The organism is Paenarthrobacter aromaticivorans (assembly GCF_019038615.1).
In the GTDB taxonomy this organism is placed as follows: domain Bacteria; phylum Actinomycetota; class Actinomycetes; order Actinomycetales; family Micrococcaceae; genus Arthrobacter; species Arthrobacter aromaticivorans.
This window is the reverse complement of the sequence record NZ_JAHOPC010000006.1, coordinates 90,389-112,500: the sequence shown is the minus strand read 5'-3', so window position 1 is coordinate 112,500 and position 22,112 is coordinate 90,389. Positions and strand designations below refer to the sequence as shown.

The following is a 22,112-nucleotide window of genomic DNA, read 5'->3' as shown; positions in this document are numbered from 1 at the left end:
ATCGGGTGTATGGCGTTCCGTTAACGGGACGGGCCCCGCACTCTTGAGTGCGGGGCCCGTCCTTCAGCCATTAACTACTGCTGGTTTCAGCGGAAGTCGTTGCCGAGATCGTAGTCATCCAGCGGGATGGCGTGGAACTCGGGAGCACCGTCGCCGCCCAGGGCGTCATAGGAGAAATCGGTGAAAGCGCTGGGGCCCGTGAACAGGCTTGCCTTTGCTTCCTCGGTCGGCTCAACCGTGACCTCCGTGTAACGGGGCAGGCCCGTACCGGCCGGGATGAGCTTACCGATGATGACGTTCTCCTTGAGGCCGAGCAGAGGATCGCTCTTGCCTTCCATGGCCGCCTGCGTCAGGACGCGGGTGGTCTCCTGGAAGGAAGCGGCCGACAGCCAGGACTCAGTTGCCAGGGACGCCTTGGTGATACCCATGAGTTCCGGACGACCCGAAGCCGGGGACTTGCCCTCGGACACGACGCGGCGGTTCTCGTCTTCGAAGCGGGAGCGCTCTGCAAGCTCACCAGGGAGCAGGTCGGAGTCGCCGGATTCGATGACGGTCACGCGGCGCAGCATCTGGCGGACGATAACCTCGACGTGCTTGTCGTGGATACCAATACCCTGGCTGCGGTAAACGCCCTGGACCTCGTCCACAAGGAACTTCTGTGCGGCACGGGGACCCATGATGCGCAGAACCTGCTTCGGGTCCACCGGACCGTTGATCAGCTTCTGGCCGACGCTGACGTGCTCGCCATCCTCGATGAGGAGACGGGAACGGCGCAGCACCGGGTAGGCAATCTCTTCGGAACCATCGTCCGGAGTGATCACCAGGCGCATCTGGCGCTCGGACTCTTCGATGGTGATGCGGCCGGCTGCTTCAGCAATCGGTGCAACACCCTTCGGAGTACGGGCTTCGAAGAGCTCCTGGATACGGGGCAGACCCTGGGTGATGTCGTCGCCACCACCAGCAGAAACGGCACCACCGGTGTGGAACGTACGCATGGTCAGCTGGGTACCGGGCTCACCGATGGACTGTGCGGCGATGATGCCCACGGCCTCTCCGATGTCCACGGTCTTGCCCGTTGCCAGCGAACGGCCGTAGCAGAGTGCACAGGTGCCGACCTTGGACTCACAGGTGAGTACGGAACGGACCTTGACTTCAGTGATACCTGCAGCCAGCAGCTGGTCGATAACGACGTCGCCGCAGTCGGTTCCACCGGCAGCCAGGACGTTGCCCTGGGCATCGACGACGTCGACAGCCAGCGTACGTGCGTAGGCGCTGTTCTCGACGTTCTCGTCCAGGACGAGCTCACCGTTGGAATCCGGAACGGCGATCGGCGTAAGCAGACCACGTTCGGTACCGCAGTCCTCTTCGCGGACGATGACGTCCTGCGAAACGTCCACCAGACGACGGGTCAGGTAACCCGAGTTGGCGGTACGGAGAGCGGTATCGGCCAGACCCTTACGGGCACCGTGCGTGGCGATGAAGTATTCCAGCACCGACAGGCCCTCGCGGTAGGAGGACTTGATCGGGCGAGGGATGATCTCACCCTTCGGGTTGGCCACAAGACCACGGATACCCGCGATCTGGCGAACCTGCATCCAGTTACCACGTGCACCGGAGGACACCATGCGGTTGATGGTGTTCATCGGGGACAGGCTGTCACGCATCGCCTGGGCGATCTCGTTGGTGGCCTTGTTCCAGATCTCGATCAGTTCCTGGCGACGCTCGTCGTCGTCGATCAGGCCCTTGTCGTACTGGCCCTGGATCTTGGCGGCCATGTTCTCGTAACCAGCCAGGATGGCGGGCTTGGAGGTAGGCACCTCGATGTCGGAGATAGCCACGGTGACGCCCGAGCGGGTTGCCCAGTAGAAACCGGCATCCTTCAGGTTGTCCAGCGTTGCGGCCGTGACAACCTTCGGGTAGCGCTCGGCGAGGTCGTTGACGATCCGGGACAGTTCGCCCTTGTCGGCAACAGCCTCAACCCACGGGTAATCCTCGGGCAGCGTCTGGTTGAAGATGACCTGGCCCAGGGAGGTCTGCACGAGAGCAGGCTGACCCGGCTCCCAACCTTCCGGAGCTTCCCAACCGGCGTAAGGCACGAAGTTCTCCAGACGGATCTTGACCTGGGAGTTCAGGTGCAGATCACGGGCGTCGTACGCCATGATGGCTTCCGAAACCGAGGAGAAGATGCGGCCTTCGCCGGCAGAGCCGACGCGCTTGGTGGTCAGGTGGTACAGGCCGATGATCATATCCTGCGAAGGCAGGGTAACCGGGCGGCCATCGGACGGCTTCAGGATGTTGTTCGAGGACAGCATCAGGATGCGGGCTTCGGCCTGGGCTTCCGGGCTCAGCGGCAGGTGCACTGCCATCTGGTCGCCGTCGAAGTCAGCGTTGAAGGCGCCACAAACCAGCGGGTGAAGCTGGATTGCCTTGCCTTCCACAAGCTGCGGTTCGAAGGCCTGGATGCCGAGGCGGTGAAGGGTAGGTGCACGGTTGAGCAGCACCGGGTGTTCGGTGATGATCTCTTCCAGCACGTCCCAAACCTGCGGACGGTAACGCTCGACCATGCGCTTTGCCGACTTGATGTTCTGCGCGTGGTTGAGGTCAACCAGGCGCTTCATCACGAACGGCTTGAAGAGCTCCAGCGCCATCTGCTTGGGCAGACCACACTGGTGCAGCTTCAGCTGCGGGCCAACGACGATGACCGAACGGCCGGAGTAGTCAACACGCTTGCCGAGGAGGTTCTGGCGGAAACGACCCTGCTTGCCCTTGAGCATGTCGCTCAGGGACTTCAGCGGACGGTTGCCCGGACCCGTAACGGGGCGGCCACGACGACCGTTGTCGAAGAGGCTGTCAACAGCTTCCTGAAGCATGCGCTTCTCGTTGTTGACGATGATCTCCGGAGCACCAAGGTCAAGCAGTCGCTTGAGTCGGTTGTTGCGGTTGATCACGCGGCGGTAGAGGTCGTTGAGGTCCGAGGTCGCGAAGCGGCCACCGTCCAACTGGACCATCGGGCGCAGTTCCGGCGGGATCACCGGGACGGCGTCCAGAACCATGCCAAGCGGGCTGTTGTTGGTGGTGAGGAATGCGTTGACAACCTTCAGGCGCTTCAGGGCACGCGTCTTGCGCTGGCCCTTGCCGTTCTGGATGGTGTCGCGCAGCGACTCGGCTTCAGCCTGCATGTCGAAGGTCTCAAGACGCTTCTTGATCGCTTCGGCACCCATGGAGCCTTCGAAGTACATGCCGTAGCGGTCACGCAGTTCGCGGTACAGGCCCTCGTCGCCCTCAAGGTCAGCGACCTTGAGGTTCTTGAAGCGGTCCCAGACCTGCTCAAGGCGCTCGATATCGGCGTCGGCACGCTTGCGGACGTTCGCCATCTGGCGGTCTGCGGAGTCGCGGGCCTTCTTCTTGTCGGCAGCCTTGGCGCCTTCACCTTCAAGACGGGCAAGCTCGTCTTCAAGGTCGCGGGCGATCGTGGCGATGTCGCTGTCGCGGTTGTCCACCAGCTGCTTCTTCTCGAGGTCGTGCTCGACCTGGAGGTTCGGCAGTTCAGCGTGGCGGTTTTCCGTGTCAACGCTGGTGATCATGTAGGCAGCGAAGTAAATGACCTTCTCAAGGTCCTTCGGAGCCAGGTCCAAGAGGTAGCCCAAGCGCGAGGGAACGCCCTTGAAGTACCAGATGTGGGTTACGGGCGCAGCCAGTTCGATGTGGCCCATGCGCTCACGGCGCACCTTGGCGCGGGTGACTTCAACGCCACAACGCTCACAGATGATGCCCTTGAAGCGGACGCGCTTGTACTTGCCGCAGTAGCATTCCCAGTCGCGGGAAGGACCGAAGATCTTCTCGCAGAAAAGACCGTCCTTCTCAGGCTTGAGCGTGCGGTAGTTGATGGTTTCCGGCTTCTTGACCTCACCGTAAGACCAGCCACGGATGTCTTCCGCGGTGGCGAGGCCGATCTGCATGAGGCCGAAGGAGGATTCGCTGGACATATGGTCCCTGTTCTCTCTTGTTCTCTAAATTCTGAAGTCTTGGTTACGGGAAGAGGGAGCTGTTCCGGTGGACAGTGACGTACTGCTGCCCACCGGAACGGCTACTAGACCTCTTCTACGGAACTGGGCTCTGCACGAGACAGATCGATGCCCAGTTCTTCCGCAGCCGTGAAGACTGCGTCATCAGAGTCACGCATTTCGATCGTGGTTCCATCGGTGGAAAGAACTTCCACGTTCAGGCACAACGACTGCATTTCCTTGATCAAGACCTTGAAGGACTCGGGAACGCCAGGCTCAGGGATGTTCTCGCCCTTGACGATGGCTTCGTAGACCTTCACACGACCATGAATGTCATCGGACTTGATCGTGAGGAGTTCCTGAAGCGTGTAGGCAGCGCCGTAAGCTTCGAGCGCCCACACTTCCATTTCACCGAAGCGCTGGCCACCGAACTGTGCCTTACCACCCAGCGGCTGCTGCGTGATCATGGAGTACGGACCGGTGGAACGCGCGTGGATCTTGTCGTCCACCAGGTGGTGGAGCTTCAGGATGTACATGTAACCGACGGAGATCGGGTCCGGGAACGGCTCGCCGGAGCGGCCGTCGAACAGACGGGTCTTGCCGGAGGAATCGATCAGGCGGTCGCCGTCGCGGGTCACGTTGGTGGAGTCAAGCAGTCCCGTGATTTCTTCTTCGCGGGCGCCATCGAACACCGGGGTGGCAACGGTGGTCTGGCCGGTTTCACGGGGCAGGTTGGGCAGGTTCTTGACCCACTCCGGCTCGCCCTCGATCTTCCAACCGGTCTTGGCAACCCAACCGAGGTGGGTTTCCAGGACCTGGCCAACGTTCATACGACCCGGAACACCAAGCGGGTTCAGGACGATGTCCACCGGGGTACCGTCTGCAAGGAAGGGCATGTCCTCGATCGGAAGGATCTTGGAGATAACACCCTTGTTGCCGTGACGGCCGGCGAGCTTGTCGCCGTCGGTGATCTTGCGCTTGGCTGCAACGTAGACGCGGACCAACTGGTTCACGCCCGGGGGCAGTTCGTCGTCGTTGTCGCGGTCGAAGACGCGGACGCCGATGACCGTACCGGACTCGCCGTGGGGAACCTTCAGGGAGGTGTCGCGGACTTCGCGGGACTTCTCACCGAAGATAGCGCGGAGAAGGCGCTCTTCCGGAGTCAGTTCGGTTTCACCCTTGGGTGTGACCTTTCCAACCAGGATGTCTCCGGCTTCAACCTCGGCACCAATGTGGATGATGCCGCGCTCGTCCAGGCCTGCAAGGACTTCCTCGGACACGTTGGGGATGTCACGGGTGATTTCCTCGGCACCAAGCTTGGTGTCGCGGGCGTCGATCTCGTGCTCCTCGATGTGGATGGAGGAAAGAACGTCCTCAGCAACAATGCGCTGGGACAGGATGATGGCGTCCTCGAAGTTGTGGCCTTCCCATGACATGAATGCCACGAGCAGGTTCTTACCGAGGGCGAGTTCACCCTGGTCCGTTGCAGGACCGTCGGCGATGATGCCGCCGACTTCCAGGCGCTGGCCTTCGTTGACCAGGACACGGTGGTTGTAGCAGTTGCCCTGGTTGGAACGGGCGAACTTGTTGATGCGGTAGTTGGTCTCCGTGCCGTCGTCGTTGATCATGACAACGAGCTCAGCGGAAACCTCGGTGACCACACCGGCCTTCTTCGCGATGACAACGTCACCGGCGTCGACTGCTGCTGCGCGCTCCATGCCGGTACCCACGAAAGGAGCCTCGGAACGGACCAGCGGCACAGCCTGGCGCTGCATGTTGGCACCCATGAGTGCACGGTTGGCATCGTCATGCTCGAGGAACGGGATCAGGGCGGTTGCCACGGACACCATCTGGCGCGGGGAAACGTCCATGAACTGAACTTCGGCAGCGGGAACCAGAACCGGCTCGCCTCCACCACCACGGGCACGGACAAGGACGGTCTCTTCCGAGAACTTCTTGTCGGCGTCCAGCGGAGCGTTGGCCTGTGCGATCAGGACTTCAGCTTCGTCGTCGGCAGTGAGGTACTGGACCTCGTCCGAAACAACGCCCTCGGAAACGAGGCGGTAAGGCGTCTCGATGAAGCCGAACGGGTTGATGCGGCCGTAGGAAGCCAGCGAACCGATCAGACCAATGTTCGGGCCTTCAGGGGTTTCGATGGGGCACATACGTCCGTAGTGGGACGGGTGAACGTCTCGAACTTCCATGCCTGCGCGGTCACGGGAAAGACCACCCGGGCCAAGAGCCGACAGACGGCGCTTGTGGGTCAGACCCGAAAGCGGGTTGTTCTGGTCCATGAACTGCGACAGCTGGGAGGTTCCGAAGAACTCCTTGATGGCAGCGACAACCGGGCGGATGTTGATCAGCGTCTGCGGCGTGATGGCCTCGACGTCCTGCGTGGTCATGCGTTCGCGAACAACACGCTCCATGCGGGAAAGGCCGGTGCGGACCTGGTTTTCGATCAGTTCGCCAACGGCGCGGATGCGACGGTTGCCGAAGTGGTCGATGTCATCGATCTCGACGCGGAGCTCGTGGTCTTCGCCATCGCGCTTGCCCATGAGGGTCTTCTCGCCGGCGTGCAGCGCAACGAGGAACTTGATCATGGCGACGATGTCTTCGACGTGCAGGACCGAGGCTTCCTTGTCACCAAGGGAGCGGTCGATGCCGAGCTTGCGGTTGATCTTGTAACGGCCAACCTTGGCGAGGTCATAACGCTTGGCGTTGAAGTACAGGTTGTCCAGCAGGGACTGGGCAGCCTCGACGGTGGGCGGCTCGCCCGGACGCAGCTTGCGGTAGATGTCCAGAAGTGCGTCTTCGCGGGTTTCGGTGGCGTCCTTCTCCAGGGTTGCTCGCATGGAGTCGTACTGGCCGAACTCTTCCAGGATCTGGCCTTCGGTCCAACCGAGGGCCTTCAGCAGAACGGTGACCGACTGCTTGCGCTTGCGGTCGAGGCGAACGCCGACCTGATCGCGCTTGTCGATTTCGAGTTCGAACCATGCACCGCGGGACGGGATAATCTTCGCAGTGAAGATGTCCTTGTCACTGGTCTTGTCCGCGGTGCGCTCGAAGTAGGCGCCCGGCGAACGGACCAGCTGGGAGACAACGACACGCTCGGTGCCGTTGACGACGAACGTTCCCTTTTCAGTCATGAGGGGGAAGTCGCCCATGAACACGGTCTGCTGCTTGATTTCGCCCGTGTTGTTGTTCATGAACTCGGCCTTGACATACAGCGGTGCCGAGTAAGTGGCGTCACGGTCTTTGCATTCGGCCATGGTGTACTTCGGATCAGCGAACTCCGGCTCGGAGAAGCTCAGGGACATAGTGCCCTGGAAGTCCTCGATGGGGGAGATCTCTTCGAAGATGTCGGCAAGTCCGGAGGTGGTGGCGACGCTGAGGTCGCCCTCCTCGACAGCCTTCGCTACCCGCGCCTGCCAGCGTTCGTTTCCGACGAGCCAGTCAAAGCTGTCCGTCTGCAGGGCGAGAAGATTCGGAACATCAAGGGGTTCGTGAATCTTTGCGAATGAGAGGCGGCGAGTGGCACCATCGGTGCTTGCCGTGTTAGCGGTTTCGTTATTAGAGGTGCTCGAGGCGACCAAGAGGGATCCTTCCACAGACCTTCAGGCGTTTTCAGATCTCCCCCGTTTGCATGATGCGGAGTGCTCCGCATCATACTTATTCCGGTTCCGCTATATGACCCGGACCCAGTCCGAACATGCAGTGCACGTTGTGAACGGCACGTCAATGTTGCAGCTGAGAGGTAAAGCCCACCGCTATATGAAGGCTGAAGGTTAACAGGGAAGACGCAAATATCTACGATACGGCAAAGTAGCCTTCCTGTCTACCCCAGATTGTCCGCGAATGCAAGCACTGTTGCCGCAGGCACCTATGCATGGTTCCACGGACTCTGACCGGGGCATCTGCCGGACAGAGGCGTCAAACCAGTCGTGAAATCTCGTGACGTGGAATCCAGCGATGGGTAGGAACGTTGAAAAGGATAGGCTGGCGCACACCGCGCGATAGCCTTGGCTACACCACCACGGATCGGAAGAGAGACCATGAACAACTCCGCTGACGACAATGACGTTGTCATCCTTGCTGCTTCCCGTACCCCACAGGGTCGGCTGAATGGGCAGCTTGCCGGATTCACCGCCGTCGACCTTGGCGCCCACGCCATCAGCGCCGCACTGGCGGCCAGCGGCGTAAAAGCCGAACAAGTGGACGCTGTCATCATGGGACAGGTGCTGCAAGCGGGCGCTGGCCAGAATCCTGCACGGCAGAGCGCCATCGCGGCAGGTGTTGGTTGGAACATCCCTGCCGTCACCATCAACAAGGTTTGCCTCTCCGGCCTCACGGCTGTCATAGATGCCGCCCGGATGATCCGCAGCGGGGACGCCACCGTGGTTGTGGCCGGGGGACAGGAATCCATGACCCGCGCGCCGCACTTGCTCCCCGGCTCCCGGCAGGGTTGGACCTACGGCGCAATCCAGGCATTGGACGTTGCCGCACATGATGGCCTCACGGATGCGTTCGATGGCCAGTCCATGGGCTTGTCCACAGAAACCAAGAACGTAACGCTGGGCATTGACCGCCGGGCGCAGGACGAAGTTGCTGCTGCATCCCACCAGCGCGCGGCTGCCGCGATCGCTGCGGGAATTTTCGACGCCGAAATCGCTCCCGTGAGCGTGAAGCAGCGTAAGGGCGATCCAGTAAACCTCACCTCGGACGAGGGCGTTCGCCCGAACACCACGTTGGAAACCCTTGCCCCTTTGAAGGCCGCCTTCGCTACGGACGGCACCATTACCGCCGGCAACTCCTCTCCCCTGTCCGACGGCGCCTCCGCACTCGTGCTGACAAGTCGCCGCTTTGCCAAGGACAACGGGCTGGAATTCCTTGCGGTCGTGGGCAAGCCCGGCCAAGTGGCCGGTCCGGACAACTCGCTGCACTCCCAGCCGTCCAACGCCATTTCGCAAGCTTTGAAGCGGGCTGGATGGACTGCCGAGGACCTGGACTTCATTGAGATCAACGAGGCCTTTGGCTCTGTGGCCGTCCAATCATTGAAGGACTTGAGCTACCCGCTGGAGAAGTGCAACATCCACGGCGGCGCAATCGCCCTCGGCCACCCGATCGGTGCTTCCGGCGCCCGGCTCGCCCTGCACGCGGCCCACGAACTCAAGCGCAGGGGAACCGGCAAGGCTGCAGTCTCCCTCTGTGGCGGCGGCGGCCAGGGTGAAGCCCTCCTGCTGTACCGCGACTGATGCTGTACAGCGACTGATGGCATCCGGCGTGGAACCACAAATGAACGGGGCCGAACGGTTCTTGTCCGACGCCGCCGCGCGCGGACTGGACGTTGACGTCGTCGAGCGTCCTGCTGCCAGAAGCCTCGAGGAGGCCGCGGGCATCCTTGGGATCAGCCCCGGGGACATCGTGAAGTCCCTCGTGGTCAAGCACCGCGATGGTAGCTTCCTCTTCGCGCTGATCCCCGGCGACCGGCAGATCTCCTGGCCCAAGCTGCGGGCGTTGGTGGGCGTCAACAAGCTCTCGCTGCCGCACGCCGATGTTGCCCTGGCCGCAACCGGCTATGAACGCGGGACCATCACTCCTTTGGGAAGCACGACCCCTTGGCCGGTGTATGCGGATGCCACCATCACCGGACGCCGCATCTCCATGGGTGCCGGCGCGCATGGCAGGAGTGCATTCGTGGACGCCGACGCCCTGACCTCCGCACTGAATGCCACCGTCGCGGACATCAGCGAACCCGCTTAAACCAACGCGGGGTCACTTACGGCCCGTAATTCCCCCTGGGATGGGCCGTAAGTGACCCCGCGTTGCTTGTTAAAGCAGGAAGCCCCGCCCGGTGAACCGGACGGGGCTTCCAAAGCAAGACGAGTTACTTGAGGGTAACCGTTGCGCCAGCTTCTTCGAGCTGAGCCTTTGCCTTCTCTGCGGCTTCCTTGTTGGCGCCTTCGAGAACAGCCTTCGGTGCGCTGTCAACCAGGTCCTTGGCTTCCTTGAGGCCGAGGGAGGTGATGGCGCGAACTTCCTTGATCACTGCGATCTTCTTGTCGCCAGCAGATTCGAGGATGACGTCGAAGTCGGTCTTCTCTTCAGCAGCTTCAGCGGCACCGCCGGCAGCGGGGCCAGCAACTGCAACAGCAGCAGCCGTAACTTCGAAGGTCTCTTCGAAGAGCTTGACGAACTCGGAGAGCTCGATGATGGTCAGTTCCTTGAAAGCTTCAATGAGCTCTTCGTTGCTGAGCTTCGCCATGGTGGCGTCCTTCCATTAGTCGGTGCAGATCCGGACAATGCCGCTCCCTGCACCAGAGTTTGATTGGGGGGAGAACTTAGTTCTCTTCGGTTGCAGCTTCAGCGGCTTCGGCCGGAGCCGCAACCTCTTCAGCAGCAGCCTCGGCGGCCGGAGCTTCTTCAGCGGCCGGTGCAGGTGCGCCGCCCTCTTCTTCAAGCTTGAGGCGCAGGGCATCGATGATGCGTGCGGCAGCGGATGCGGGGGCCTTGAGGACACCAGCAACACGTGCAAGCTGCAGCTCGCGGGACTCCAGGGCTGCCAGTGCGGCAACACCTGCTGCGTCCAATGCCTTGCCTTCGAAGTAACCGGTCTTGATAACCAGCTGCTTGTTGGTCTTGGCAAAGTCCGTCAGGCTCTTGGCAGCAGCAACAGCGTCGCCCTTGATGAAGGCGATTGCAGTGGGGCCGGCAAGCTGATCGCCGAACGCGTCGACACCAGCTTCCTTGGCTGCAATGGCGCTCAGGGTGTTCTTGACGACCGAGAACTTGGTGTCCTGGCCGAGCGCAACACGCAGTTCCTTGAGCTGTGCAACAGTGAGCCCGCGGTATTCGGTCAGGACAGCCGCGTTCGATTCCTTGAAATCGTTGGTGATCTCTGCAACAGCGGAGACCTTGCTAGGCGTTGTCATAACCCTCCTTCCGGGGAATAAAGCCGGTCTTCCGGGTCCCCGCTCACGAGAGCTAAAACTAAAAACGCCCCGCGCAGATGCACGGGGCTTGGCTCAACGCAGTTTGCACTGCGGAGACTTGCTTCGTTCACCTGCGTTGGCCGCCCTATGTTCAGGGTCCTTCGTCTAGGAATGCACTTTGTTCTCAGGGGCGTCGCTGCAGAATTGAGCTGCGCTCGAAAGAGTGGATTCCCATCAACCGACGGTCTTTGGTACTTCAAGGTTACGGGAGAGGGATCAGCAAACCAAATCGGCTAGGCCTGCCGGGTGCGCCCTACTCCGACGAGGTGACCTTCGGTCCCCGATCCGGAAGCTCCTTTTGCCAGAGCCCGGTGACTCCCGCCGTCGTAAATCCCAATTGCTTGTTCACGGTCAGGAGGTATCGGTTTTCCGGTGCGTTCCAGGTGTAAATGACCCGGGCATCGGGAAATTGCTCGCTGAGCCTTTCCATGTTGGCAACCTTGATCAGCAGGCCCAACTTGTTGCCGCGGTGTTCCTGCAGGACCAAAGTATCGTCCTGGAAAACGACGTCCTGGCGATGCGCGAGGACGCTGATGGTGGTGAGGCCTGCCAGCCGCCCGCTCTCAATATGCTCGACGGCGGTAACCACCGTGCGCCTGCCCTGCGCCAATGCGGCGTCTTCGGTTTCGCGCAAAACCGCGGCGTCGAAGACCATCCCGGTAACCTCGACAGCCGAGTCTTCTTCCTCGCCGTCCTCACCGTGGACAACCTCACCCGCAGCGTTTTCCAGCTCCGCCACGGCCTCCAACCAAGCCTCAGGGCACCGATCAGTCCAGTGGTGCAGCCTGTAGCGGCCAGCGTTCGCATCCTCGGCTTCGGCTTGAAGATCCGCAACCAGCTTGGAATCCAGCGGCAACACGCAGGAACTGAATTGTTCGATGTGCTGAAGTGTGTACCCGGCCCGCTGGGCAAAGTCCACTTCCCTGCTGCTGACAGGAACGAAGCCTGGGCCGCTGCCGGGAATCAATTGGTCTTCAGGTATCTCTGTTAGCGAGGTTGCCGGGTGGTTCGTGTCCACCAAAACCATGGTGCGGCCCTCGGACCGTGCCAACTGCTCAGCGGCCTCCAGAAGCTGGCGTCCGACGCCCTGGCTCTGATACTCCGGGAGAATATCCAGGGTGAACTCCGCCAGGTCCATGTTGTCCGCGAGCGGCAGCGCAATGTCCACTGTTCCCACGATGACCCCGTCCACCTTGGCGACCAAAATGATCTGGCGCTCGTAGGGGTCGGAAAATTCAAGCAGCTTCTCCAAGGGCGTGTACGCGAGGTCGTCACTCCCCCAGGTCTGCATCCGGACCCGCCGGGCAACCTCCACGGCGTCCAGGAAATCCCCTGCTTTGGGGCTGTCCAGATTGTCCGGCACCCATAGCTGCTCGACTACAACGGTCTTCGCCTCGTCTACAGTCATCCCAGCCGTTTCTGCCATTCGCCTTCAAAACCGGAAGGCTTGAATCCAAGGGCGATATTTATGGCCAGCATATGCCGGTTTTCATTGGCGTTCCATGTCATGACGCACGTGGCGTCCGGCCAAAGATCTTCTGCACTCCGAAGATTGGCGATTTTTACCAGCATGCCAAGGCCGTGTCCCCGGTGTCCGGGAGCCACCAGTGTGTCCTCCTGGTTGACGACCGCCGGCAACGCCTCACGGTGGGTCAGGACTGTGTAGGCCGCCAACTCCCCGCTCCCGTGGTGCTGGGCGGCAGCTACAACTGAGTTCACGCCGCTTGCCTGCCACGTGGATTCCTCACGCCGAACCCGCACGGCGTCCCACTCTTCGCCTTCCCACCCCAGACCGGCGATGGGCACCTCCGTGCTCATGAGGCTCTTCAGCGTGGCAAAGCGATCCACGAGTTCTTCAGGGCATTCGTCCGTCCAAGCGATGATGTCGTACTCCGTTGCCCGACGCATCGCCTCCACCTCAAGCGCGATCAGGTGGGCCTCATCAACCGGCAAGGTCAGTGTGCTACTGGTTTCCACCTGTTCCAGGGAATAGCCGTGGTGCAAGGCGAAGCGGGTCGATGCCGCGTCCAGGGGTACAGCGCCTGTGCCGGACTTTGCCTCCAGCAGGGCTTCCCCGGCCAGCACGGGGGCGATCGGCTCTCCGCAGTATCCGTCAAGGGAAGTGCGGTTCCGCTCCACTGCCGCCTCTTCAAGGAACTTCAGGATCCTCGTCCCGATGCCTCGCCGCCGGAAAGCAGCGTCCACGACGACGTCCACACCCGCCGTCGTCGTGTTCTCGCTCAACGGGAGGGTCAGCGAACCGGAGCCCACCACGACGCCGTCCAGGCGGGCCAAGTAAACCTGCCGCTTTTCGTATTCGTTGCCCTGCCAGAACATGAACGACTCGGCAAGGGTGGCCGAATGGTTCAGGTCCCCCCACAAAGCAAGCTCATGGGCGATGCGTAACGCATGGAAGGCTTTGAAGTCCGGTGAGGCTGCGGCCTCCGGCCCTTGCGGAACAGGCAATGGCTCTATGGTGAGCCCACCGCTGGCGGAAAAGTTCGACGACGACGCCACGCCCCACAGCCTACGGCCGCCGCATGTGGCAAACAAGTCACGATGGGCCTGCATGAGTGCACAAAAGAGGGACCGCCCGGCAATGCCGGACGGTCCCTCTTTGAGTTCGTACCCGCGAAGCTTACGCCTCGGTGAGAACCTTGGTGACGTTCGGGTCAACGGTGATGCCCGGGCCGAACGTGGTGGCAACAGTAGCCTTCTGGATGTAGCGGCCCTTGGAAGCGGACGGCTTCAAGCGAAGCACCTCTTCCAGTGCAGCTGCGTAGTTCTCAGCCAGCTTCTGGGCGTCGAAGGACACCTTGCCGATGATGAAGTGCAGGTTCGAGTGCTTGTCGACGCGGAAGTCGATCTTGCCGCCCTTGATGTCGTTGACAGCCTTGGTGACATCCGGGGTAACCGTGCCGGTCTTCGGGTTCGGCATGAGGTTACGCGGGCCGAGGACCTTACCGAGGCGGCCAACCTTGCCCATGAGGTCAGGGGTTGCCACTGCGGCGTCGAAGTCGGTCCAGCCGGCTGCGATCTTTTCGATCAGGTCATCGGAACCAACGAAGTCGGCGCCGGCAGCGATTGCTGCTTCAGCCTTGTCGCCGGTTGCGAAAACGAGGACGCGGGCGGTCTTACCGGTGCCGTGCGGCAGGTTGACGGTGCCACGAACCATCTGGTCGGCCTTACGCGGGTCAACGCCCAGGCGGAAAGCGACCTCAACGGTTGCGTCGAACTTGGAAGGGTTGGTGTCCTTCGCGAGGGTGATTGCCTCGAACGGGGCGTAGACCTTGTCTGCCTCGATCTTGGCTACGGCTGCCTCATATGCTTTGCTGCGCTTTGCCATGCTGCTTATTTCTCCTTGTGCAGTTGTGGTCTGCGGACCGCGCTGGGCCCTGCCACAAGTCGTGGATCCGGCAAGGATCCTGCGACATTTTAATGTTTCAGATGCCGGTTGCCCGGCGGTGAAGGCTGTAAACAGCCTCCGACGGTTACTAGCCTTCTACCGTGATGCCCATGGAGCGGGCGGTGCCTGCGATGATCTTGGCAGCTGCCGCGATGTCGTTGGCGTTGAGGTCTTCCATCTTGGTGGAAGCAATCTCTTCGACCTGTGCCTGGGTCAGCTTGGCAACCTTGACGGTGTGCGGGGTAGCCGAACCCTTGGCAACGCCTGCAGCCTTCTTGATGAGCTCTGCAGCCGGCGGGGTCTTGGTGATGAAGGTGAAGGAACGGTCTTCGTAGACCGTGATTTCCACCGGGATAACGTTTCCGCGCTGGGATTCCGTTGCAGCGTTGTACGCCTTGCAGAATTCCATGATGTTGACACCGTGCTGGCCAAGCGCAGGACCGATCGGCGGAGCCGGGTTAGCGGCACCTGCCTGGATCTGCAGCTTGATGAGGCCGGTGACCTTCTTCTTGGGAGCCAATGTAGGGTCCTTCTCTCAATAGCTTCCTGGGACACAGGAGCGCGTCCCAGGTTTGTGGCCGCCATGGCAAGGCGGCCGGCCGCTTCCGAACCGCAAAGCAGGCGGAACGGGAGCGAAATCTTGGAATCAGCTAGATCTTGGTGACCTGGTTGAATGCGAGCGTAACCGGGGTTTCGCGCTCGAAGATCGAGACCAGGACCACGAGCGTCTGGGACTCGGGCTTGATCTCGGAGATCGTTGCCGGAAGGGTCTCGAACGGGCCTTCCTTGACGATGACGGACTCGCCGACCTCGAAGTCGACGGCCACGGGAGCCTGGTTCTGCTTGTTAACCGGCTTGCCCTTCTCGGCCTGCTCTTCTTCGAAGACCGGGGCGAGCATGGAGAAGACCTCGTCAAGGCGCAGCGGGACCGGGTTGTGGGCGTTGCCCACGAAGCCAGTGACGCCAGGGGTGTGGCGGACGGCGCCCCAGGAAGCGTCGGTCAGGTCCATGCGGACCAGGACGTAACCGGGGATGCGGACGCGGTTGATCACCTTGCGCTGCGCGTTCTTGATCTCGACGACTTCTTCCATCGGGACCTGGATTTCGAAGATGTAGTCTTCCATGTCCAGAGTCTGGATGCGGGTCTCAAGATTGGCCTTCACGCGGTTTTCGTAACCGGCGTAGGAGTGGATGACGTACCAGTCACCCTCCTGGCGGCGCAGCTTGGCCTTGAATTCCTCAGCCGGATCCGCGGGCGCTGCAGCAGCAGCCGCCTCCAGCGAGACATCCGCAGCATCCTCGTCTGACTCGTCAGCAGACTCAGCGTCTACGTCAGACTCGAAATCCTCTTCGGAATCATCGACGTCGGCAGATTCGGGCGCAGCAGAGTCAGCCTCCGACTCTTCCGCAGCCTCAGCCGCGGCGTCGTCCGTGCTTTCAGCGGGCCCATCCAGCTCAGCCTCGTTTACCTCAAGCTCCTGCTCAGACACTTGGTCTCCTGCTTCCTCATTGCCTAACATGCCTATTTAAATGGCTCAATTCCGCAAACCCCACAAAATTCCTAAAGTATCAAGGAATTTCGTACGGTTTACGGACAGATCCGCTTAGCGGTCCGTAGCACCTGATCCACCGAAGACCCAGCTCACTCCCGTGCCGAAGGCAAGGTCCAGCAGGGTGACGATGAGCATCATGATGGCTACGAACACCAGCACCACGACCGTGTAATTGATCAGTTCCTTGCGGGTCGGTGCGACGACCTTCTTCAGTTCGCCGATGACCTGGCGGATGAAGAGTGCAATTCGGGCAAAGAAGCCGGCATCGGCTTTCTTGGCAGGACGGCCCTTTGAGCTGCTAGCAGCCGTTTCGGTCACCTGGTCCTCACTCACCTTGCAAAGTCGTTTGACCCGGCTCTGATCAGAGCCATGGTTGCTGCGCTTGCCCCGGCGTTTCCGCCGGAACAGCTTGCGCAGGGCAGACAGGACTCGAACCTGCAACCTGCGGTTTTGGAGACCGCTGCGCTACCAATTGCGCCACTACCCTATGGATCGAATCCATGTTTCAGGCCGCACTTCAGCCTGTGGTGCTTTTCAACACCGGTGAACCAGTCTACGCAAGAACTTCGCGTTAGTCGAACCGGACTAATTCCGGGCCTTCCGGCCGCTTATAAATCAATGTGAGCATCATTATCAGTCACATTGTCCAGCAGGCGCCCGGGAGCTCCGCAGAACAGCATAAGGTAGTTTACGTCGAATCCCATCATCCAGCCCACGAGCTGCCTGCGAAGAACGGTACATAGATGTCTGCCGGAACACCTGCCGCCCGCATTTCACAACGAATCTCCGCTATTGCCGAGTCCGCCACCCTTGCCGTTGACGCCAAGGCCAAGGCACTGAAGGCCGCGGGGCGCCCCGTGATCGGTTTCGGTGCCGGCGAACCCGATTTCCCCACCCCGGATTACATCGTCAAGGCAGCAATTGAGGCTGCTGCCCAGCCGAAGTACCACCGCTACTCCCCCGCCGCCGGGCTTCCCGAGCTGAAGAAGGCCATCGCCGATAAAACCCTCCGGGACTCCGGCTACAAAGTGGACCCATCGCAGGTCCTGGTGACCAATGGTGGCAAGCAGGCTGTCTACAACACCTTCGCCACCCTGGTTGACCCGGGCGACGAAGTCATCATCCCCACGCCCTTCTGGACCACGTATCCGGAAGCCATCCGTCTCGCAGGAGGCGTTCCGGTGGAGGTATTCGCCGGTCCCGAGCAGGGCTACCTCGTCACCATCGAGCAGTTGGAAGCCGCGCTGACGGACAAGACCAAGATCCTGCTGTTCGTCTCCCCGTCCAACCCGACTGGTGCCGTATACAGCCCGGAGCAGGTTGCGGAGATCGGAAAGTGGGCCGCTTCCAAGGGCCTGTGGGTGGTCACGGATGAAATCTACGAGCACCTGACCTATGACGGCGTGGAGTTCACCTCCATCGCCACCGCTGCCCCGGAGCTTGGCGACAAGGTCGTCATCCTGAACGGCGTGGCCAAGACCTACGCCATGACAGGCTGGCGCGTGGGTTGGATGATCGGCCCGGCCGATGTCATCAAGGCCGCAACCAACCTCCAGTCGCACGCGACGTCCAACGTTTCGAACATCATGCAGGTCGCCGCCGCCGCTGCCCTCACGGGTCCGCTGACCGCCGTCGACGAAATGAAGGTCGCCTTCGACCGCCGCCGCAAGGCAATCGTCGCCGGCCTGAACGCGATTGAGGGCGTGGAATGCCCGACGCCGACAGGCGCCTTCTATGTGTATGCCGACGTCCGCGGACTGCTGGGTAAGGAATTCGAAACCTCCCACGGCCCCGTGCGCCCGAGCACTTCGGCAGAGCTGGCCGCGCTCATCCTGGACGAGGTCGAGGTTGCCATAGTTCCCGGCGAAGCATTCGGCCCCTCCGGTTACGTCCGCCTTTCCTACGCACTGGGCGACGACGACCTCGCCGAGGGTGTCCGCCGGATCCAGGAATTCCTGGGCCGGGCGAAATAGCTCATGGGCCAATAGCGCTTCAGGATTGCCGGCAGCGCTTCAAGGTTGAATGCTGCTCCCGCACCAATGTTTGGTGCGGGAGCATTTCCGTTTAAGCGGCGGGCAGGATATGAGATAGCATCCGTCCAAAAGCCGGCGGATGTGAGAGAGGATCCGTTCAAAGGCTGGCGGATGTGAGAGAGGATCCGTCCAAAAGCCCGGCGGATATGAGATAGCATCCGTCCAAAAGCCGGCGGATGTGAGAGAGGATCCGTCCAAAAGCCGGCGGATGTGAGAGAACATCCGTTCAAAGGCCGGCGGATGTGAGAGAGGATCAGAGGAGGCGGCGCTCGGCGGCCCACTTGGTGAGTTCGTGGCGGCTGGAGAGCTGCAGTTTCCGGAGCACTGCGGACACGTGCGTCTCCACGGTCTTGATGGAAATGAACAGCTCCTTGGCCACTTCCTTGTAGCTGTATCCGCGCGCGATGAGGCGCATGACTTCCAGCTCACGCGCCGAGAGGCGGTCCAATTCGTCGTCCGCGATGTCCGCCGGTGCCGTACCGAAGGCATCCAGGACGAAGCCAGCCAGCCGGGGTGAGAAGACGGCGTCGCCGTCCGCCACGCGGATCACCGCATCGGAAATACCGGCACCGGAAATCGTCTTGGTGACGTAGCCACGGGCGCCAGCCCTGATCACTGCCACGACGTCCTCGGCTGCGTCGGAAACACTCAGGGCCAGGAAGCTGGTGGTGCCCAGCAGCGCGGCGGACCCCGCAATGACCTCGCGCCCTCCGCCACCAAGGCCACCGGGAAGGTGCACGTCCAGCAGGACAACCTCAGGCCGGGTTTCCGCAATGACAGCAATGGCCTCCTCAACCGTGCCCGCCTCGCCCACGACGTCCATGCGGTGATCGAGATCCGCCTTCAGCCCGGAACGGAAGATCGTGTGGTCATCGACGATCACCACTCGTACACTGCGCGGCTCACCGCTGTGGGAGGAGTTGTTCATTGCCGTGGTTCTCCATTCCGTACTTCGCCGCTGGGCATATCTACAGAGCGCGTATCGCTACCATCGGCGTTTATCGAGGGGAGGGCCAGCCGGACTTCGGTTCCGTCCTTGCTGCTGTTGATGGTTGCCGTGCCTCCGTGACGCTTCATGCGGCCGATGATTGATTCCTTGACGCCCAGCCTGTCATCGGGGACAGATTCGAGGTCAAATCCCGGACCGCGGTCCTTGATGAAGACCTCGGTACTTCCTGCGGTGCTCTCCATGTAGACGGATACTGTTCCCCCGCCGTGCCGGGCCGCGTTGAGCATGGCTTCCCTGGCTGCCTGGACCAGGGCCTCGTGCCTGTCAGTCATATTTGCGTCGCCCACGGTAACCACCTCCACGGCCTGGCCGTGAGCATCTTCCACTTCGGCGGCTACGGCCTTGATCCGCTCGGCCAGGAGTCCGGCATCCTTGGCGGCATCGGTGAAGAGCCAGGACCGAAGTTCACGTTCCTGGGCCCTCGCCAGCCGGACAACATCCTGCTCCGAGCCTGCCCTGCGCTGGATCAGCGCAAGGGTCTGCAACACCGAATCGTGCAGGTGGGCTGCGATCTCCGCACGCTCGGTTTCCCGTACACGCCCCGCCCGTTCAGTCTCAAGGTCCTTCCAGAATTTCAGTCCCCACGGCAGTAGGACCAGTGCAACGCCGCCGAGGACGGCAACGGACGCCAGAAGAGCCAGCCACGTCTGCTCCCAGGATCCCGATCCGGACACCATGACCAGGACCCCGGCCACCACCAACGCAAGGCCAGCAGCCAGGCGGACCCAGCCGCCAGCTTGGTCGGCCTTGGTTTTGTCCACCAAACCGGCCCTGCGGGTCTCGTCGAGTTGCATCCATGCGATCGCCGCGCCGCCCAGGATGGCAGCTGCCGGAATCAGCGTTCCCAAGGGCACATCGACGCCGAACTGGCGGACAATCAGGATCACAGCGACAAGAAGCAGGCCGGCTCCGAGCAGGATCTCCTTGCCATAAGGGATTCTTCGCAGGTTGAAGCGCGAGACGGCTAGTGCGGGGCTTCCGGATTCGGCCCAACCGCCGGCTGGAGCCGCCGGGCTGCCTGTAGTTGTCCTGGCAGACGCTGAGCTACCAAGCAGGGGGCTACTAATCGGTGGGCTACCAAACGGTGGACCAAAGCCACCTGTGCCATCGGGTGCCGAAGGGTTGCCACTCACCGCTGGAGAGCCGACCACCGGCGGTGCGGGTCCGGCGTCGGGCGCTCTTGGTACGGACTCCGTTGCCGGCGGAAAGCTGACTGCAGGAGCAATAGGCGACGCCGGCCGGCGGGCATTGCGGCGCGCGCTCTCATCAGCGGTGGGAACCATGGTCCACAGCCAGGCGTAGAAGGCTAGCCCCGCTCCCCCGGCGAAGCATGCGAGAACCATGCCCAGCCGGACGTACTTCACGGGCCAGCCCAAATGGTCGGCCAGTCCGCTGCAGACGCCGGCGATCATGCGGTCGCTGCTGCGGACCAGCGGCGGGCGTTCTACAGCGGTTGTCATGTACCAATCCAAACACGGATCAGGGTTGCCAGGACCGGAAACCAGCGTTCTTCGGGGGTCCCTCAGGGATCATTCAGGGTATCCCCCAGTAGAGGACAGGATGCCCGGGACGGCAGGATCGAAGTATGAACGCGAACAGCATGAACCCAGAGGGATCCGGAACGCCTGGCAATGCCGGCACACCTGATCCTGGCGCCAACGCCAGCACCTCCGCCGGCGCCCCAGGGGAACCGTCTCCCCAGACCGATCCTTCCTCCGGGACCGGTCCCGCTGCACCCCACACTGCACCTCAACCCGGCGCTGCACCCCAGCAGAACTTCTTCGACTGGATCCGCAGCCAAGGCGTCCGCCGTGGGCCGGACCGCTGGATCGGTGGTGTCTGCAGCGGAGTGGCGCACCGGTTCGGCATCGACCCCCTGATTGTTCGGGGCATATTCATCGTCCTTGCGCTCTTTGCCGGCATCGGCGTCCTCCTCTACGGCCTGGCGTGGGCACTGCTGCCTGAACCTGACGGCCGCATCCACGTTCAGGAAGCGGCCGCCGGGCGTTGGTCCGGTGGCATGACAGGTGCATTGATCACCACGATCATCGGGTTGCCCGGCCTGGGCCGCGGGTTCTGGGGCTGGGGCTGGAACGGCCTTCCTGGCCTGTTGTGGACGCTCTTCTGGGTGGGCGGCGTCATCTACCTCATCTACTACCTGGTACAACGCAACAAGGGACCGAAGGCCAGCCACCCGATGAACCAACAGAACTTTGCGGGCGCTTCTTACGGAACGGCCACCTCCTACGGAGCCCCGCCAGCGTACGGAACGCCAACAGCAACCGGGACAAACGCTGCTACCGGCACGAACAGCGGTGTTCCGGTGTACGGCCCAGGCCAGGCAGGCACCAAACCGCACGGTCCTGGGGCCGGCCCGTACGAGCCTTCAGGCCCGCGACCGCCCTTCGGCCCTACTCCTCCCCAGGGCGGCGAGCCTTTTAGCGGCCAGCCGCACAACGGTGAACCCAAGCCGCCCCGCGCCAGGCGCAGGGGCCCCGGGCCGGCGATAGTTGCAGTCACCGCGGGTGTGGCACTGCTGGTTGGGGGCACCCTGAAAGCGTTGGACGCCGGCAACATCATCGAGCTCGGCCATTCAGCCAACACCGTGGTGTGGGCCACGGGCGCAGCGGTTCTGGGTCTGGGCATCCTCATCGCGGGGTTGCGCGGACGGACCTCCGGTTTCCTCGGTTTCCTGGCGGTAGTGGCCTTGATCATCGGTGGAATCTTCAATGTTGTCCCACGGAATGGCGATCGCTTCACCTTCCATGACGTGAACTGGGCACCGCTGAGCATCGAGCAGGCCCGGCAGGGGGTGGACGTCACTGGCGGCAAGGGCACGGTGAACCTGGACGATCTGGCCCTGACGCCTCCGCTGACCACCGAAATCGTGGTCCCCGTGGACGCCACCTTCAGCAACGTAACCGTCATCATCCCGGAGGACGTACCGGTTGAGGTCAGGGCGGATATGACTTTCGGCAACCTCAACGAACACGGCTCGGACCGCGGCGGCCGCCTCCAGGACGAGCGGACGGTCTACAACGCCGAAAAGCCCGGAGCCAACCTCGTGGTGCAGATCGATGGCACCTTCAGCAACGTGACCATCCAGGAAGGAAACTGA

The 22,112-nt window shown here is 61.9% G+C and carries 16 protein-coding genes and 1 tRNA gene; 4 read left to right on the top strand and 13 right to left on the bottom strand.

Going from position 1 to position 22,112, the window contains the following annotated elements; translation table 11 throughout:
• Nucleotides 1-86: 86 nt before the first annotated feature.
• Together KSW38_RS11550 and rpoB are read right to left on the bottom strand one after the other, a co-directional pair.
• Entirely contained in the window at nt 87-3,986 is a 3,900-nt protein-coding gene (locus KSW38_RS11550) for a DNA-directed RNA polymerase subunit beta' (RefSeq protein WP_216925083.1), read from the bottom strand.
• A gap of 104 nt (nt 3,987-4,090) precedes the next feature.
• On the bottom strand, nt 4,091-7,597 hold the full coding sequence (gene rpoB / locus KSW38_RS11545) for a DNA-directed RNA polymerase subunit beta (RefSeq protein WP_216925082.1): 3,507 nt from the start codon (nt 7,595-7,597) through the stop codon (nt 4,091-4,093).
• Between the two features lie 459 nt (nt 7,598-8,056).
• Here rpoB and KSW38_RS11540 point away from each other — a divergent pair, with 459 nt between their 5' ends.
• Together KSW38_RS11540 and KSW38_RS11535 are read left to right on the top strand one after the other, a co-directional pair.
• The gene (locus tag KSW38_RS11540) at nt 8,057-9,256 is read left to right on the top strand and encodes an acetyl-CoA C-acetyltransferase (RefSeq protein WP_216925081.1); all 1,200 of its coding nucleotides are present in this window, start codon (nt 8,057-8,059) and stop codon (nt 9,254-9,256) included.
• 40 nt (nt 9,257-9,296) lie between these two features.
• Entirely contained in the window at nt 9,297-9,764 is a 468-nt protein-coding gene (locus KSW38_RS11535) for an aminoacyl-tRNA deacylase (RefSeq protein WP_223946564.1), read from the top strand.
• 124 nt (nt 9,765-9,888) lie between these two features.
• Here the strand turns inward: KSW38_RS11535 and rplL are convergent, their stop codons facing one another.
• The 9 genes from rplL to KSW38_RS11490 form a co-directional block, all read right to left on the bottom strand.
• Nucleotides 9,889-10,266 carry a 50S ribosomal protein L7/L12 gene (rplL, locus tag KSW38_RS11530; protein ID WP_144659408.1) on the bottom strand — a complete coding sequence of 126 codons (378 nt, stop codon included), beginning with the start codon at nt 10,264-10,266 and terminating at the stop codon, nt 9,889-9,891.
• Nucleotides 10,267-10,342: 76 nt separating this feature from the next.
• Entirely contained in the window at nt 10,343-10,933 is a 591-nt protein-coding gene (gene rplJ / locus KSW38_RS11525) for a 50S ribosomal protein L10 (RefSeq protein ID WP_216925079.1), read from the bottom strand.
• A 313-nt stretch (nt 10,934-11,246) separates the two neighbouring features.
• Entirely contained in the window at nt 11,247-12,419 is a 1,173-nt protein-coding gene (locus tag KSW38_RS11520; protein ID WP_216925078.1) for a GNAT family N-acetyltransferase, read from the bottom strand.
• Nucleotides 12,398-13,510 (bottom strand): GNAT family N-acetyltransferase, encoded by a 1,113-nt coding sequence (locus KSW38_RS11515; RefSeq protein WP_308169349.1) that lies wholly within the window; start codon nt 13,508-13,510, stop codon nt 12,398-12,400. The genes KSW38_RS11520 and KSW38_RS11515 overlap by 22 nt, the downstream gene beginning before the upstream one ends.
• 121 nt (nt 13,511-13,631) lie before the next feature.
• Nucleotides 13,632-14,339: a 50S ribosomal protein L1 gene (gene rplA, locus KSW38_RS11510; RefSeq protein ID WP_216925076.1), complete on the bottom strand. Its 708-nt coding sequence runs from the start codon at nt 14,337-14,339 to the stop codon at nt 13,632-13,634.
• A gap of 148 nt (nt 14,340-14,487) precedes the next feature.
• Nucleotides 14,488-14,919 (bottom strand): 50S ribosomal protein L11, encoded by a 432-nt coding sequence (rplK, locus tag KSW38_RS11505; RefSeq protein ID WP_166183617.1) that lies wholly within the window; start codon nt 14,917-14,919, stop codon nt 14,488-14,490.
• Between the two features lie 130 nt (nt 14,920-15,049).
• Nucleotides 15,050-15,889 carry a transcription termination/antitermination protein NusG gene (gene nusG / locus KSW38_RS11500; RefSeq protein ID WP_216925075.1) on the bottom strand — a complete coding sequence of 280 codons (840 nt, stop codon included), beginning with the start codon at nt 15,887-15,889 and terminating at the stop codon, nt 15,050-15,052.
• A gap of 114 nt (nt 15,890-16,003) precedes the next feature.
• A complete protein-coding gene (secE, locus tag KSW38_RS11495) occupies nt 16,004-16,285 on the bottom strand; it encodes a preprotein translocase subunit SecE (RefSeq protein ID WP_216925074.1) in 282 nt (93 codons plus the stop codon).
• 81 nt (nt 16,286-16,366) lie between these two features.
• Nucleotides 16,367-16,439: transfer RNA gene (locus KSW38_RS11490), tRNA-Trp, on the bottom strand.
• Between the two features lie 256 nt (nt 16,440-16,695).
• On the opposite strand from KSW38_RS11490, the gene KSW38_RS11485 reads away from it, so the two are divergent.
• Nucleotides 16,696-17,925, top strand: coding sequence for a pyridoxal phosphate-dependent aminotransferase (locus KSW38_RS11485; RefSeq protein ID WP_216925073.1), 1,230 nt, complete (start codon nt 16,696-16,698; stop codon nt 17,923-17,925).
• A gap of 313 nt (nt 17,926-18,238) precedes the next feature.
• Here the strand turns inward: KSW38_RS11485 and KSW38_RS11480 are convergent, their stop codons facing one another.
• A complete protein-coding gene (locus KSW38_RS11480; protein ID WP_216925072.1) occupies nt 18,239-18,913 on the bottom strand; it encodes a LuxR C-terminal-related transcriptional regulator in 675 nt (224 codons plus the stop codon).
• Nucleotides 18,910-20,454, bottom strand: coding sequence for an ATP-binding protein (locus tag KSW38_RS11475; protein ID WP_216925071.1), 1,545 nt, complete (start codon nt 20,452-20,454; stop codon nt 18,910-18,912). Before KSW38_RS11475 ends, KSW38_RS11480 begins: the two co-directional genes overlap by 4 nt.
• Before the next feature lie 125 nt (nt 20,455-20,579).
• Between KSW38_RS11475 and KSW38_RS11470 the strand changes: the two genes are divergently transcribed.
• A complete protein-coding gene (locus KSW38_RS11470; protein WP_216925070.1) occupies nt 20,580-22,112 on the top strand; it encodes a PspC domain-containing protein in 1,533 nt (510 codons plus the stop codon).